The organism is Psychrobacter sp. DWR1-2-3 (assembly GCF_049896465.1).
GTDB classification, from domain to species: Bacteria; Pseudomonadota; Gammaproteobacteria; order Pseudomonadales; family Moraxellaceae; genus Psychrobacter; species Psychrobacter maritimus.
Genome location: NZ_JAFCUJ010000004.1, coordinates 124,420 through 139,967 on the forward strand (window position 1 = coordinate 124,420; position 15,548 = coordinate 139,967).

At 43.2% G+C, this 15,548-nt stretch carries 13 protein-coding genes; 11 read left to right on the top strand and 2 right to left on the bottom strand.

What is annotated here, in order from left to right; genetic code table 11:
- The first annotated feature begins 79 nt into the window (after positions 1–79).
- Positions 80–562: a phosphate-starvation-inducible protein PsiE gene (locus ACP7AA_RS09130; RefSeq protein ID WP_201626087.1), complete on the top strand. Its 483-nt coding sequence runs from the start codon at positions 80–82 to the stop codon at positions 560–562.
- A gap of 123 nt (positions 563–685) precedes the next feature.
- Here ACP7AA_RS09130 and corA read toward each other — a convergent pair whose 3' ends face one another.
- Together corA and ACP7AA_RS09140 are read right to left on the bottom strand one after the other, a co-directional pair.
- Entirely contained in the window at positions 686–1,909 is a 1,224-nt protein-coding gene (corA, locus tag ACP7AA_RS09135; RefSeq protein WP_201625275.1) for a magnesium/cobalt transporter CorA, read from the bottom strand.
- Positions 1,910–2,018: 109 nt separating this feature from the next.
- The gene (locus ACP7AA_RS09140) at positions 2,019–2,408 is read right to left on the bottom strand and encodes a DUF2237 family protein (RefSeq protein WP_201562997.1); all 390 of its coding nucleotides are present in this window, start codon (positions 2,406–2,408) and stop codon (positions 2,019–2,021) included.
- A 605-nt stretch (positions 2,409–3,013) separates the two neighbouring features.
- Between ACP7AA_RS09140 and ACP7AA_RS09145 the strand changes: the two genes are divergently transcribed.
- From ACP7AA_RS09145 to bamB, 10 genes are all read left to right on the top strand, one after another.
- On the top strand, positions 3,014–4,330 hold the full coding sequence (locus ACP7AA_RS09145; protein ID WP_426223365.1) for an ATP phosphoribosyltransferase regulatory subunit: 1,317 nt from the start codon (positions 3,014–3,016) through the stop codon (positions 4,328–4,330).
- Positions 4,331–4,503: 173 nt separating this feature from the next.
- On the top strand, positions 4,504–5,793 hold the full coding sequence (locus ACP7AA_RS09150) for an adenylosuccinate synthase (protein WP_183619033.1): 1,290 nt from the start codon (positions 4,504–4,506) through the stop codon (positions 5,791–5,793).
- Between the two features lie 377 nt (positions 5,794–6,170).
- A complete protein-coding gene (gene ndk, locus ACP7AA_RS09155; protein WP_193011877.1) occupies positions 6,171–6,602 on the top strand; it encodes a nucleoside-diphosphate kinase in 432 nt (143 codons plus the stop codon).
- Positions 6,603–6,977: 375 nt separating this feature from the next.
- Positions 6,978–8,207, top strand: coding sequence for a 23S rRNA (adenine(2503)-C(2))-methyltransferase RlmN (gene rlmN / locus ACP7AA_RS09160; protein ID WP_426223366.1), 1,230 nt, complete (start codon positions 6,978–6,980; stop codon positions 8,205–8,207).
- A 291-nt stretch (positions 8,208–8,498) separates the two neighbouring features.
- Entirely contained in the window at positions 8,499–9,443 is a 945-nt protein-coding gene (pilW, locus tag ACP7AA_RS09165) for a type IV pilus biogenesis/stability protein PilW (protein ID WP_298872496.1), read from the top strand.
- Positions 9,440–10,258, top strand: a complete 819-nt coding sequence (locus tag ACP7AA_RS09170; protein ID WP_426223367.1) for a RodZ domain-containing protein — start codon at positions 9,440–9,442, stop codon at positions 10,256–10,258. Before pilW ends, ACP7AA_RS09170 begins: the two co-directional genes overlap by 4 nt.
- A gap of 230 nt (positions 10,259–10,488) precedes the next feature.
- On the top strand, positions 10,489–11,604 hold the full coding sequence (gene ispG, locus ACP7AA_RS09175) for a flavodoxin-dependent (E)-4-hydroxy-3-methylbut-2-enyl-diphosphate synthase (RefSeq protein ID WP_201618878.1): 1,116 nt from the start codon (positions 10,489–10,491) through the stop codon (positions 11,602–11,604).
- Positions 11,605–11,714: 110 nt separating this feature from the next.
- Positions 11,715–13,013, top strand: coding sequence for a histidine--tRNA ligase (gene hisS, locus ACP7AA_RS09180; RefSeq protein ID WP_298872490.1), 1,299 nt, complete (start codon positions 11,715–11,717; stop codon positions 13,011–13,013).
- An 80-nt stretch (positions 13,014–13,093) separates the two neighbouring features.
- A complete protein-coding gene (locus ACP7AA_RS09185; protein WP_426223368.1) occupies positions 13,094–13,894 on the top strand; it encodes a YfgM family protein in 801 nt (266 codons plus the stop codon).
- 278 nt (positions 13,895–14,172) lie between these two features.
- Positions 14,173–15,381 (top strand): outer membrane protein assembly factor BamB, encoded by a 1,209-nt coding sequence (gene bamB, locus ACP7AA_RS09190; RefSeq protein WP_426223369.1) that lies wholly within the window; start codon positions 14,173–14,175, stop codon positions 15,379–15,381.
- The last annotated feature ends 167 nt before the right edge of the window (positions 15,382–15,548 follow it).

The window sequence follows — 15,548 nt, forward strand, 5'->3', positions numbered from 1 at the left end:
AGAACAGCAATCGGAACAGAAAAATAGTAAAGTCCATCAAGCCCAACAAACCAATACCGCTCATGTACCAAAGCTAAATATGGGGATACATGAGCGCATGCAACATATCGGCCGTGAGTTTGTCGATATTTGTCACTATATTATTTTGTTTTTGATTAGTGTGGTGGTGGTTTGGACAGCGGGCAAAGAGTTCTTTGTGATTTTTCAAAAAGGCTCAGCAGATTTAAAAGATATTTTACTGCTATTTATTTATCTTGAACTACTGGCGATGATTGGTATTTACTTTAAAACCCATCGTCTGCCAGTGCAGTTTTTGATATTTATCGCGATTACCGCTTTGTCACGACATTTGGTCGTCGATGTGCAGGCGGTATCAGATAACTTCCATTTATGGTTATTGGCAACGATTTCCTTTGCCATCATGGTGCTCAGTGCGTCTATTGTGATATTAACGTGGACGGCGAAGATGTTTGGGCGACCAGAAGATTATTTGGATGATCATCAAGTGACCAGTACCGAGCATCATCTACCGAGCGTCGATAGCACCCATTATCGTAAATAAGGTCTTATTATATTTCATTAACATCATTGATGAATGGTTGTTAATAAATAGCTGATAGTTGTTAATAAAAAAGGGTTGCCAATGGCAGCCCTTTTCCTGTTTTAAATGAAGACATGCTCTGACTTATAACCAACCCAACCTTTTAAAGTTAAAGTATAAAAAGCTACATAACGAGATAATAACTGCCATGATAACCAGATAAGAGTACTGCCAATGTAGCTCTGGCATAAAATCAAAGTTCATTCCATAGATACCAGCAATCGCCGTTGGTACCGCTAAAATACCAGCCCAAGCGGCAAGCTTACGTACCACCTCATTCTGTCCCATATTGACCATAGCAAGATAGGTATTCATCACCACGCTGAGCATCTCATTTAAGCCGTTAATGGCATCCAAAGAATGTAGCAAATGGTCATTCACATCTCGGAAGTAGGGTTTAGCAGCGTGAGAAAACGGGGAGATTAAGTCGCTTTTATCGTGATTAATAAAGAAACTACAGATATCTTGCACTGGTAAAATCACCGCACGCATATGTACCAGCTGGGATTTTAATTCATATAAATTTCTAAGCGTTTCTTTATTAAACTCATAAGTAAAAATGTTACGTTCTTGTTCGCGTAGATAACTGCCCAAACGATCGGTAATCGGCATATAGTTATCGACAATAAAATCGAGAATGGCATGCAAGACAAAGATAGGTCCCATGCGTAGCTTTTCTGGGCGACGATGACAGTGCTCGCGTACCGGCATATAAGAGTTAGAAGGGCCATTGCGAATGGTAATCAGGTAGTTTTTGCCCATAAATATCGCGGTAGTGCCATAGCGAATGATATTGTCTTCGAGCTTGGCGGTACGTAACACCACAAATATCATGTCATTTTCGTAGTTCTCAACCTTGGCGCGCTGATGTTCGGCAAAGGCATCTTCAATCGCCAGCTCATGTAATTCAAAAGCATCTCTGACTTTGACCATGGTCTCTAAACTGGGGTCATAAAGACCAAGCCAGATAAACTGACCACTATTGCTTAAAGCGCGACTGACATCATTCAGTGCCACTTTATTCACTTTTTCGCCCGTTTTACGCGAATAAGCATAGCAATTGACCACTTCGTCATCGCTGGATAAATCGATATCCTCATAGCGCTCAGAGTCGGGGTCATAGACGGTCATCGTCTCAATCGTATCCTCGACCGTGGCGTCCGCATCGCCATAAATATAGCTGTCATAGCTATCATAATTGTCTAAATAAGAGCGCTCATCGCCCATGTTAGGGTCGATAAGGCTGACATTAGAGTCAGGTGTGATACGAGTTGTCGGTTTGACAATCAGGTCATCATCTTGTTTCATACCTTCTCCTTTAGTCTGTGGTTAATATCAAATAAAATAAATATTAATTAAAATAGATTATGACATGCGACCAAAATGAATTTTTTTATGTAAGTTACTTGTCTGCAAACTACAATGCAAAGCGTTTTAGCGTTTCGATATCAACCAGACTTAATAAGCTTTCGTGACAGGCTTCAAGCTTTATTTGCGGAGCAATATCGAAGTCCAAGGCTTCAACCCAGCGTAGCGCACAAATACACCAATAGTCACCAGGCTGTAGACCGGCAAAACCATACTCAGGCAGCGGCGTAATCAAGTCATTGCCACGACTGGCAGAAAAGTTCAAAAATTCGCTGGTCATCTTAGCGCACACGGTATGCTGACCAACATCGTGGTTGCCGGTATGACAAAAGCCATTGCGGTAGTAGCCAGTAAGCGGGTCAAAACAACAGCTGGCAAGGGCAGTGCCGAGGACGTTGGTTTGATTAATGGCAGGATTTGGGTGGTAATCAGTTGACATAAGGCTTTCCGAGATAAAATATGTGTTAGTGTAACATGAGTCTACCGATAAGGCGTTAGGCAAGCAACAGACTGCAAACGCTTCAGGCTGACAGAAACAGTAATACTAATAAGCAGTGATGTTAAGAAACGGGGTTCTAGAAAATAAGTAAAAATCATGAAAGATAGTTAGCATAAATAACTCCGTGTTACTCTTATCGATGATAGGTATTACTTTTTATTTTTAGTTATTCATCTTGAATACATACGCTATTAATAATGAAGGCTTTAAAACTTATTGACCATGAATTAGATGGTAATTGGGGTTAATTGTCACTAGGCGAAGCTTGGCTGCTATGCTAAACTAAAGCATAAAGTGCCTTGATTATTTATCATAGTTTTCTATCGCATAAATTTTAGCGCATAAAGATACTCGTCTTATCATCCTAACTTATACTTATTACTCACCCTTTTGCGGTCACCTAGTTTGCTTATAGATAATTGGGTCAGTGATGTTGCGCGTCAAAAATACAAAACGCCTTACATCCCTGCAATTGTAAATACAACCTTTTAGTACCGCATCAGTACCGCGTTTTTGGTAAGCGATACGCCAAACAAGGATTCATTGTGTCTGCCAGTTCTGATTCTGCAAAACCTGCCCAGTCAAATACGACAAAACCAGCGGCGACTCAGCCTGCTGATAATCGTGCTACCGCTAATGGCCTGCCATATCTAAGCAACTTTGCCAGCGATGTTGCCAATAACAGCTGGCTGCTGCCTGATGGGGTCGTCGATGTGTTGTTTGAAGATGCCCATAAGCAAGAAGTACTGAGACATCAATTGATCCAGCAGCTTATTAGTCATGGCTATGAGTTGGTCAATCCGCCGATGATTGAGTTTACTGAATCTTTATTAAGTGAAGCCTCAGAAGATTTAAAGCGCCAAACCTTTAAGATTATCGATCAGCTGACCGGTCGTTTGATGGGCGTGCGCGCTGATATTACCCCGCAGATTTTGCGTATTGATGCCCATCATGGCGGTAATGGCATTGCGCGTTATTGCTACGCCGGCGATGTCATCCATACCTTACCTTCAGGATTGTTTGGCTCACGGACACCGCTACAATTGGGTGCGGAGATATTTGGTTGCGGCGAACTTGCAGCCGATATCGAGCTGATAGATGTGCTGTTTAGTATGGTCAATAGCTTAGATATGAGCGCCGCCCTACATATTGACTTGGGTCATGTGGCGATATTTAAGCGTTTAGCGGCATTGGCTGAGTTGTCTGATAATGACACCAAGCAATTGATGAATCTCTATGCCAATAAAAATTTACCAGAGCTAAAACGTGTCTGTCAGTTACTGACCATGGGTGATGATTTTTACGCATTGGCGCGCTTTGGTCATGATATGGCAAAGTTATTAGATACACTGTCAGATACTGCCAAGCAAGATACACACATTGTGACGGCTGTCGATGAGCTACAACGTCTAAAAGCACATTTAGAGATGCAATGGCAGACGCCAGTCAGTATCGATGTGACCGAACTGTCGGGCTATCATTATCATACGGGCATTATCTTTAACGGCTATATCAATAGTGAAACTCAGCCACTGGTACGTGGCGGGCGCTTTGATGGTATGCAGAGCGTGGGGCAATTAAGTGCGAAGCGGTCACGTGAAGCGACAGGTTTTAGTATGGATGTTAGCCGTTTGCTGGCGCATACGCAGCTTGAGTCACCGATTATTGTATTGGTTGATTATGAGGCATTAAAGCAGGCTAATGCTGATAAAGCGCAAATGCAAATACTATTGCAGCAGGTCACAAGCTTACGTCAGCAAGGCTATCGCGTCACTATGCCATTAACGTGCGATGACCGTCCAGCGGCTATGACGCATCGTTTAAACTTTGCGAATAATCAGTGGCAGTTAGAAGCTATCTAATTTTAAACGCTATTTAATTTTAAAAGCTATGTCTAGAATCTATTTAAAGAAATATCATTAAATGACTGAGTTATTAAATCGCTAAAGAATGACTTTTAATTATATTTTTTAGCATAATTTCAGTTTTAAACCGTTATTGCACACACCTCAATACATCAAGGTAAGGATTAATCATGGGTAAGAATGTCGTAGTTTTGGGTAGCCAATGGGGCGATGAAGGTAAAGGTAAAATCGTTGATTTACTGACCGAAAAAGCCGCAGCAGTTGCACGCTTTCAAGGCGGACATAATGCTGGTCACACCCTAGTCGTTGATGGTAAAACCACCGTTTTACATCTAATTCCATCAGGTATCTTACGTGAAGGCGTGACTTGCTTCATCGGTAATGGCGTGGTGTTAGCACCTGACGCATTATTAAAAGAGATGAAAGAGCTAGAAGACAACAACGTGCCAGTACGTGAGCGCCTACGTATTTCACCAAACTGCCCATTGATCATGCCTTATCACGTAGCGCTTGACCAAGCTCGTGAAGCAAAACGTGGCACTGGCAAAATCGGTACGACAGGTCGCGGTATTGGACCAGCTTATGAAGATAAAGTTGCGCGCCGTGCGATTAAGCTTGCTGACTTGTTCCGTGATGACTTAGAAGAAAAACTACGTAACTTAATCGAATATCATAACTTCCAACTGACTCAGTATTATAAAGTTGACGCCATTGATTTTGATGAGACGTTTAAGCTTTGCCAAGAGTGGAAAGAAGAAATCAAAGGCATGGTTACTGATGTAACCGAAGACCTAAATCAATTACGTCTTGCTGGCAAGAACCTGATGTTTGAAGGTGCGCAAGGTACGTTGCTTGATATTGACCATGGTACTTATCCGTTTGTCACCAGCTCTAGCGTAACTGCGGGCGGTGTATCTACTGGTACGGGTATCGGTCCATTATATTTAGACTATGTATTGGGTATCACTAAAGCGTATACCACGCGTGTTGGTAGCGGTCCATTCCCAACTGAATTGTTTGATGATGTTGGCGCGCATTTAGCCAAAGTCGGTCATGAGTTTGGTGCAACCACTGGTCGCGCGCGTCGCTGTGGTTGGTTCGATGCCGAATCATTACGCCGTGCTGTGGTACTTAACTCTATGTCAGGTATCTGCTTGACCAAGCTTGACGTATTAGACGGTTTAGAAGAATTGCTAATCGGTGTCGGTTATAATCTACCTGAGACTGAGTGTGCTGGCGCGCATGATGCTGAATTCTATGAGTCGGTAACGCCTAAGTACGAAACCCTACAAGGTTGGAGCGAGTCAACCGTTGGTATTACCAACTATGACGACCTACCAGAAAACGCCAAAATATATATCAAACGTATCGAAGAGTTGATTGGCTGCCCTGTTGATATCATCTCAACCGGTCCTGACCGCGAAGAGACAATTGTATTACGCGATCCGTATGATGCTTAGTCAGTGACAACCCTATGTTATAAGTAATTCATAAGACCCTAATGTTAAGCATTGGGGTTTTTTAGTAGCAATAAATCATAAATATTTGATAAATGAGCGGTAAGTTTTGGCTTTATACAAGCGACTTTTATAAATTAACCCTATCATTTATAGCCTCAATCATTATAATAGGCAGCAATCCTATGTTGGCGCTCATACTACCTGATGTTACTTGATTTTATGTTTTCGTATTGGTAAAGCATAAGTCATCTTGGTCAGCCTAAGTCAACATAGCGGTCAGAGATAAAATTAGTGGTTAGAAATAAAATAACCCCTTTGCCATTTCATTTCTTATTTTAGTTCAATTTTTTAACCCCCTCATCCATTAGGAGCTTTTCATGGCTAACGAACGTACTTTATCTATCATCAAACCTGACGCAGTTGCTGGCAATAACATCGGCGCTATCTACGACCGTTTTGAAAAATCAGGTCTAAAAATTGTTGCGGCTAAAATGATGCAACTTGATGATAAAAAAGCAGGCGGTTTCTACGCTGAGCACGCTGAACGTCCATTTTATAATGACCTAGTTTCATTTATGACTTCAGGTCCAGTATTGGTATCAGTATTAGAAGGCGAAAACGCTATCGCTAAGCATCGCGATATCATGGGCGCTACTAACCCAAAAGACGCCGCTGAAGGTACTATCCGTGCTGACTTCGCTAGCAGCATCGATGAAAACGCCGTTCATGGTTCAGATTCAGCTGAATCAGCAGCACGTGAAATCAGCTACTTCTTCAATGAAGATGAAGTTTGTGCACGTACGCGTTAATAGCAACAATTATTGATATCAGCTTATGATGTTGGTTATTAATAATTAGTGTGGCGAGACGGCTTATATCTTAGGGTATAAGCCGTTTTAGCTATTATAATATTCCGGTATTTTATTATGAATCATTAAAATGACTCATTGAAATTTCTAGTCACTTGCCTCATTATTAGTTTTACTGAGCATTATCAATCCCTTATCAGCATGTTTTTATCAGATTTTTGTGATTTTTAAGCATTTACCAATGCCTCGATAAAAAATGCGCTCATAACGGATTGCTCCTGCACTCATACATAACGTATATATAATGTATGACTGGCAACGCCCATCTCAATAATTGCAGCGCTTATCGTAATGGCTGCAAAAAGGTTCCCTATTATGTCGACTTCTCAAACACCCATCCAACATATCCCAACAAAGCCTGCGAATAGCATTAAGCTCGTTGATGAGGCGCAGGCAAAAACCAATCTATTGGGCATGACCCAAGCGCAACTGGCGGATTATTTTAAGAGCATCGGCGAAAAGCCGTTCCGCTCGACGCAAGTCATTAAATGGATTTATCAGCAGGGTGTAACCGACTTTGAGCAAATGACCAATTTGAGCAAATCATTGCGTGATAAATTGTCAGCCAATGCCTGTGTTGTTCCGCCAAAAGTAATTCATCGTCAATATAGTGATGATGGTACGCGTAAATGGGTTTTTGAAGTGACGGGCGGCTCGTTGGTGGAGACAGTATTGATTCCAGCTGATGACAGTAAATTAAACGGTCGTAAAACTCTATGTATATCGTCGCAAGTAGGCTGTGCATTAGATTGTAGTTTCTGTAGTACCGGTAAGCAGGGTTTTGAGCGTGATTTAAGCGCCGCTGAAATCATCGGACAATTATGGGTGGCAAATGCCTCTTATATGACCGATGACAATGACAGTTTAGAAAACGTTGACCATAGTTTATGGGAAAATAACGTCACCAACGTCGTGATGATGGGTATGGGTGAGCCGTTATTAAACTATAAACCAGTGGTCGGTTCGATGGAGTTGATGCTGAGCGACCATGCTTATGGGCTATCAAAGCGCCGCGTCACCTTATCAACGTCGGGCGTGGTGCCAAAGATGTACCAATTGGCGCAAGATATCGATGTAGCGTTGGCGATTTCACTACACGCGCCAAATAACGAGCTGCGTAATGAGCTGGTGCCTATTAATAAAAAGTATCCGCTAGAAGAGCTGATTGCCGCAGCAAAAAACTACGTTTACGATGTCAATCCGCGTCATAAAAAGCATGTGACAATTGAATATGTCATGCTTGATGGCGTCAATGATCGTAATGAGCATGCCCATCAACTAGTGGCGTTGCTTGAAGGTTTACCAAGTAAGATTAATCTGATTCCGTTTAATCCATTCCCACATGCGCCGTATGATAAATCAAGCAATAATCGTATCCATGCCTTTAGTGATATCTTAAGCCAAGCGGGTTTTGTTTGCACCATTCGCCAAACGCGCGGTGATGATATTGATGCCGCTTGTGGTCAATTGGTTGGACAAGTGGCGGATAGAACGCGTCGTTCAGCAGCGTGGCAGCAAAGTATTAAAGATCGCGAAAATATTTAGTGCAGTGTTAATGATGCAGCGTTAATAATGCAGGGCTAACATTGTAGAGTTAAATACTACAGCGTTAACTATTTGCTGATTGAGCATTTAGATGTAGTAATGGGCTTAAGCACTTAGATTAAATGCTTAACTGTCGTTTTTGTCTCATAACAGTAATAAAATGTAGTCATTAGCATTAATAATTGAGGGCGGCGCAATTAATCACAATAAATTGTACTTATGGGGGCTAAATCTATTAAACTGATGCCTCGAAGATCGAACGCATTGAACCTCAGTTTTATGATGGCGGCTATGATGACTTTTAAAAATCTTTGTCAGTTCAAATATCAAACATTTATTTCTCAGACGGCGCAGCAATCGAGTGTCAATGTTGTCCGTATTGCCAAAAAGCGCGGCGCAAACGTTATTTTGTTGGCCAGCGCTTTAAGTGCCTTGCTACTTAGCGGTTGCCAGAGTACAACGACCACGGATTTAACCGGTGGTACGCCTTATCAAACCTCGACGCGGCCGAGTGACAATCGTAATTTGGATCAGCAAGAAATTGCTCGCGTTCGCACCTCACTTGCGGCACAATATATCCGCAAAAATGAGCTTGATACCGCTCAGCGTCAACTTGAAAAAGCCTTTGCTGCCGATAGCCGTTATGCGCCAGCCTATGATATGATGGGCGTTTTGTTGCAGCAAGAGGGCAGTCGCCTCAATCTTGAAAAAGCCGATCAATACTTTAAAAAAGCCATTATGCTTGATAAAGATTTTGATCAAGCCCACAACAATTATGGTGTTTATCTGTCGCAGATGAAGCGCTATAAAGAGGCGGCGGCGCAGTTTGAGATTGCAGGAGCAGCACTTGGTTACGAAGGTCGTATTGGGGCGTTAGAAAACTTAGGACGCACTTATCTTCAGCTAAATGATCATCCAGCCGCTGCCAAAGCATTTTTGCGTGCCTTAGATGGCAACCGCAATAGTGTGATTGCACACATTGAATTGGTCGATTTATTACTCGAGCAGCAGCGTGTGCAGCAAGCACAAAGGCTTTATGACGAAACTTTGATGCTGGTACAAGGGCAGGGTATTAGCCCGCGCTTACTTTTACAAGGTATCAAACTTGCGGCAGCACAAAATAACATAGCAACCCGCCAGCAATTGGCACAGCAGCTTTTATCCGCTTATCCACTAAGCGATGAAGCAAAACAACTTAAGACTTGGCTTAACAATCCAGAGGCACCATGGAAATGACCACCCCATCATCAAACACTCAATCTAACGCTCAGGGATCATTTGGTGCCATGTTGCAGCAAGCCCGCAAAACTAAGCAAGTCAGCTTGGAGGACGCGGCCGCCGAGTTATTTATTTTAAAACGACATTTGCAAGCTTTAGAAAATGAAAATTTTGCAGATTTACCGCAGGCGGCGTTTGCGCGTGGTTTTGCGATTAACTACGCAAAGTTTTTGGGTTTAGATCCAGTAAAAATAGCCAATAGCTTCGATGCTGCTTACCCAACTGAGCTAAAGTCGCGCTCAACCAACAATATTGAGTCGCCACTACGCCCGATGGGTACCCTGCAGCGTGATACTCATAACCGTATCCGTTTTAATCCATTATTAATCATCGCGGTCATTGGCGTCATTATCTTAGCGATTTTCCTATTTCGTATGGTCAGTAATGCCAGTAAAGACAATAATGAACAGCCAGTAACCAGCAGTGAAGATATCTCAGCACTAGAACAAGCGCAAGGTGCGGCGATTGATACCGATGCTAATGGCGTTGGTGCTTCTGGTTCAGCACTTAACTTGGGCGGCGATGCAAGTATGGCACCAGCTATGCTAGACGTTAAGCTAACAGATGCCGCTGTCGTCACTATCACTGACGCTACCGGTAATAGCTTGATAGCTGGTTCGCAGACTGCTGGTAATTATCAATTATCTGGTATGCCACCCTTTAATGTACAGATTGATAATGTTAAAAATGTCAGCTTGATGCTTAACCAAGAAGCGGTAGCTCTAGACAGCTATGCTACAGGCACGCAAGCCAGTTTTGAGCTAGCGCCTTAGTTTTTAAGTAATTGGTTAGTTTATTAAATAACCGGTTTTAAAGTGAATACCAATTTTTCCAGTGATTGCTATTTTTAAAACCGTTATTGTTAGTGTTAAATAGTTATTAGTCTTAAGAAAATTATTGGTGTTAAAAAGCTATTGGTCTTAAAAAAGCTATTAGCGTTATAAAAGCGATGTTTGTTTCCAGTTTTTTTCGTTCCAATTTGTTCCAATGAAAGGGTTTGTCTATGTCAACGTCAGCGCCTATTAACCGTCGTCTTACTAAAAAAATATATGTCGGTGATGTCGCGATTGGTGGTGATGCACCGATTAGCGTGCAAAGTATGACCAATACCGATACTTGTGATGTGGCAGCGACCGTTGCCCAAATCGAGCGCTGTGTTGAAGCAGGGGCGGATTTGATGCGCGTATCGACGCCGACGATGGATACGGTAAAAGCCTTTGCGGAAATTCGTAAGCGTGTCAGCGTACCTTTGATTGCTGACGTGCATTTTGACCATAAAATTGCCTTGGCCGTTGCTGAAGCTGGTGCCGACTGCCTGCGTATTAACCCGGGTAATATCGGTAGCGACGCCAAAGTACGAGAAGTGGTTGCTTGTGCCAAGCATTACAATATTCCTATTCGTATTGGTGTTAATGCCGGCTCATTGGAAAAAGACATTCAGCGTAAATATACTGAGCCAACCGGCGCGGCGATGCTCGAATCAGCCATGCGCCATATCGATATATTAGAGCGCTTGAACTTTGATCAATATAAAGTGTCTGTGAAAGCCAGTAATGTGTTTTTGACATTAGATGCTTATCGCTTGATCTCTGCTCAGATTGATAATCCACTACATTTAGGCGTCACCGAAGCCGGTGTTTATCGTACAGGCGCGGTTAAATCTGCGATTGCCTTAGGTGGTCTATTATTAGATGGCATCGGCGATACCATTCGTATCTCCTTAGCCGCAGAGCCGGAAGAAGAGATTAAAATCGGCTTTGACATTTTAAAATCGCTAAATATTCGCTCAAATGGCGTTAACTTTATCGCTTGCCCAAGCTGCTCGCGCCAAGAGTTTGATGTCATTAGAGTGATGACGGCGTTAGAATCACGTTTAGAAGATATCCGTGAACCGATGAACTTGTCAGTGATTGGCTGTAAAGTAAACGGTCCGGGTGAAGCGAAAGAAGCGGACATTGGTATTGTCGGCGCGGCACCAAAATCACTGGTCTACCGTATGGGTGAAAAAAGCCATTTGATTGATACCAATAATTTGGTCGATGAGATTGAAGGCATGGTACGTGCTCATGCTGAAGATTTGGCGAAAAAACGTGAGAATGAAATCATTCGTGTAAAGTAATAAAGTAAGCGTAAGACGCTGAGCTATTTAAAGCTTAATGTATAAGCGTCACGACCAGAATAATGAGTAATAGAGTACTTTGTTAAAAATTTTAAGGATGCGACCGTACCATGATTAAAGCGATCAAAGGGTTTAATGATATTTTGCCTGAACAGTCTGCAAAATGGCTGCACTTAGAGTCGATATTGGCTGATGTGCTGGGCAGATACGGTTATGAGCATATTCGCCTGCCTATCGTTGAGCAAACCGACTTGTTTGCCCGTGCTATCGGCGGCGCAACCGATATCGTCGAAAAAGAGATGTATAGCTTTACCGATAAGTCTGAGCCGCCAACGCCATTGGCATTGCGTCCAGAAGGTACGGCAGGGGCAGTACGTGCAGTGATTGAGCACAATTTATTGCGCGGTGATACGCCGAAACTTTGGTATATCGGTCCGATGTTTCGCTATGAGCGTCCGCAAAAAGGTCGCTACCGTCAGTTTCATCAATTGGGTGTCGAAAGCTTTGGTAGTGCGCTACCGGATGCCGATGCAGAGCTGATTGCCATGACGCATCTAATGTGGCAGGAATTGGGTCTAAAAGACGAGATGCGCTTAGAGCTTAATAGTTTGGGTGAGCTTGATGAGCGCCATGCTTATCGCGAAGCACTGGTTGCTTATCTGACTGATAAACAAGATCAGTTAGATGAGGACAGCAAACGCCGTTTAACGACCAATCCGCTCCGTATTTTGGACAGTAAAGAGGCGAGTACCCAAGCGTTATTGGTAGATGCGCCAAAGCTTGCTGAGTTTTTGGGTGCCGAGAGCAAGGCGCATTTTGAGCAAGTGCAAGCGTATTTAACCGCACTTGGTATTGAGTTCGTTATTAACCCGCACTTAGTACGCGGTCTTGATTACTATAATAAAACCGTTTTTGAGTGGGTAACTGATAAGCTTGGTAGCCAAGCGACCGTTTGTGCGGGTGGTCGTTACGATGGTTTGATTGGGCAATTAAAATCTATCGGTAGCCCTGATGATAAAGGGCATAATAAACCAGTGAAGTCTGAGCCAGCCGTTGGTTTTGCGATGGGTCTTGAGCGTCTGTTATTACTTATCGAAGCCGTGGCGCCGATTGCAGAGCTGCCAGCTTGTGACGTTTTTGTGGTTGCTCATCCAGAAGTTTATAGTGCGGGTATTGGCTATGCGCAAGAGCTGCGCTACAGCCGTCCTGACCTACGGGTAAAAATGGCGAGCGCAACCAGCTTAAAAGCACAAATGAAAAAAGCGGATAAGTCGGGCGCTGCATTGACGGTGATTATCGCCCAGCAAGAGCTCGATGATAATACCATTAGCATTAAAGATATGCAGACGGGTGAGCAACAAACGGTTGCGACAGATTGGCTATCGACTAAAGAAAACTTTGATCGTTAATAAAAGAAAACTTGGTTCGCCAGTAATCGATAGTGGCTTTAGCATTCGCATTTAATAACACTTTTATCAGGTAAAAATATATGGCTCTGACACCCAATTCGCCAAACACAGACAATTCAATGCAAGCGTTAAAGCAGTATGGCAGCTATATTGTCACCGCGATTTTATTGGCGTTGGCCGCCTATTTCGGCTGGACCTATTGGCAAAATAACCATGCGCGCGTCGATACGGTTGCAGCCGACCATTATGCCGATATTCAGCGTTTAAATGAAGAAGTCAGCCTAGCGTCGCAAAATCCAGATTTAGAAGCAGAGGCGCAAGCGTCATTGGCTGAGAGCCGTAAACAGTTAGACAAAGATATTGATGCTTTAGTAAGCACTCATGGTAGCTCTGTCTATGCATGGCAAGCGCTGATGATTAAAGCCCGTCAACAAGTGGATAACGATGACTTTAAAGGTGCGGGTGAGACCTTTAAAAAGGCACTAGCAATTGATTTGGGCGATGCAGGCCTAGAAGCGATTACCCGTCTGCGCTATGCGAAGACGTTACTAGCGGCTGGTGATGCCGACGCCGCCTTGGCTGAAGCCAATAATGATATGCCAAGCTCGTTTGAAGCGAGTCAGCAAGAGCTATTGGGTGATATTTATCTGGCACAAGATAATAAAGACTCAGCGGTTAAATCTTACAATAATGCTTGGGAATTGTTACGTAACCGTCAAGAAACACGTGCAGTATTGGCATTAAAGATGGAAAGCTTGGGTATCGTACCTGAACCTATTGCGGCGCCAGCCAGTCTTATCCAAGAACCTGCGGTAGCTCCAGCACCTGCACAACAGCCATCAATGGTTGAAAATGAAAATACGGTAGTAACTGCTCAATAGTAGAGGTTGAAAATAGATAGTAAAAAGATTTTCAATAATAATCGCTGGTGCTAGATATGAGCGCTAACGCTTTGATAAGTATTTTAATAAAAATTGTAATACCTCAAATCGTTCTACAAACCGTTTTAAAAAACTGTTTTAAAAACCAAGTAGCGCAGTAAGTCAGGAGGGTAGTATTAATAATGAGTGCTTATTTATGTGCTGGTTATTATTGTTCACCGTTTACTTGCTGATAGCTAATTTATTAATGATTAATTTATTGCTAGTGAGACCCTATAATGACTCAAGCTATTCGCTCTAACAGAACTATAAACGCTAAGACCATCAAAACGACGGCCATGCATGTCGCCGTCATCGCAGTGATGGCAACTGCAGTCGTTGGGTGTAATCGAGGTATCAAACCAGTCGTCAATGACCCTGTCAAATTGGTGCAAATTGCGCAGCCAATTAGTGTATTGCAGCCGGTTTTTAGTACCGATGTTGGTAGCAAAAAAGCCAGTAGTAAAGATCCGCTTGACCTGCAAGTGGGCTATGCCAACTCGCAAATCGTTACTGCATCACGCGGTGGTGATTTAATAGGCTTTGATAATGCCGGTCAACGCCTATGGTCAGTCAATGTTGGTGATCAAATTACCGGCGGCGTGGCCTTAGATGCCTTGAGCCAAACCGCTATTATCAGTACCCGCGGTGGTCAAGTGATGGCGTTTGATAGTGCCACTGGCGCTAAACGCTGGCAAACCCAGCTTAGCGGTTCGGTACTAACGCCTGCTTTAATCAGCAATAACCGCGTGGTTTTATCAGCGAACGATGGTTTCTTACATGGGTTATCGTTACAGAATGGTCAGTCGGTTTGGCAGTTTGTCACCCAAGTACCTGCTATCAGCGTACGCGGTAGTGCAGCGCCAACATTGCTAGATGCGAAAACCGCACTATTAGCCACGGCTGATGGTCGCTTGCATGCCGTTACTATCGATAATGGCCTACCGCAGTGGTCACGCCGCGTTGGCGTCGGTGCGGGTAGTAGTGAAGTTGAGCGTATGAGCGATGTCGATGGTATGCCTATCGTCGATAAAAACCAATTGTTTGCCATCAGCTATAGTGGTCAGTTGTTAGGTATCGACTTAGCTTCTCGTCAAGTGCTTTTCGTTAATGAGCTTGCGAGCTTAAAATCACTGGCGGTGAACAATCAGCAAGTCATTGCGACCAGTTTAGACGGCAAAGTAGTTGCTTATAATCGCAGCAATGGTGAAGTGTTGTGGGAAAGTGAAGAGTTGGCTTATCGTCATTTAACCAACCCTGTGATGATTGGTAATTATATTGCTGTTGGTGATTTTGATGGCGTGGTGCATTTATTTGACCCTGCTAGCGGCAAAATTGTCAGCCGTGTACAGACTAAAGGCGCATTAAGTAGCTTGCAAGTACAAGGTAGCCGTTTACTGACCCAAAGCACCTCAGGGCAAGTTGCTATTTGGCAATTGGCGCGCTAGATTTTTATAAGTCATTGCTTATTTGATTGTACTGATTAAATAAGCCTGCTTATAGTGACATCAATACAAAACGCTGCTCAGTCAGCGTTTCGTGCCTTGTGTAAATTGCTTGTTTAAGCGGTCGCTTTCGCGTACTCTATGCGACCGCTATGTAGTAGGCGTTATTC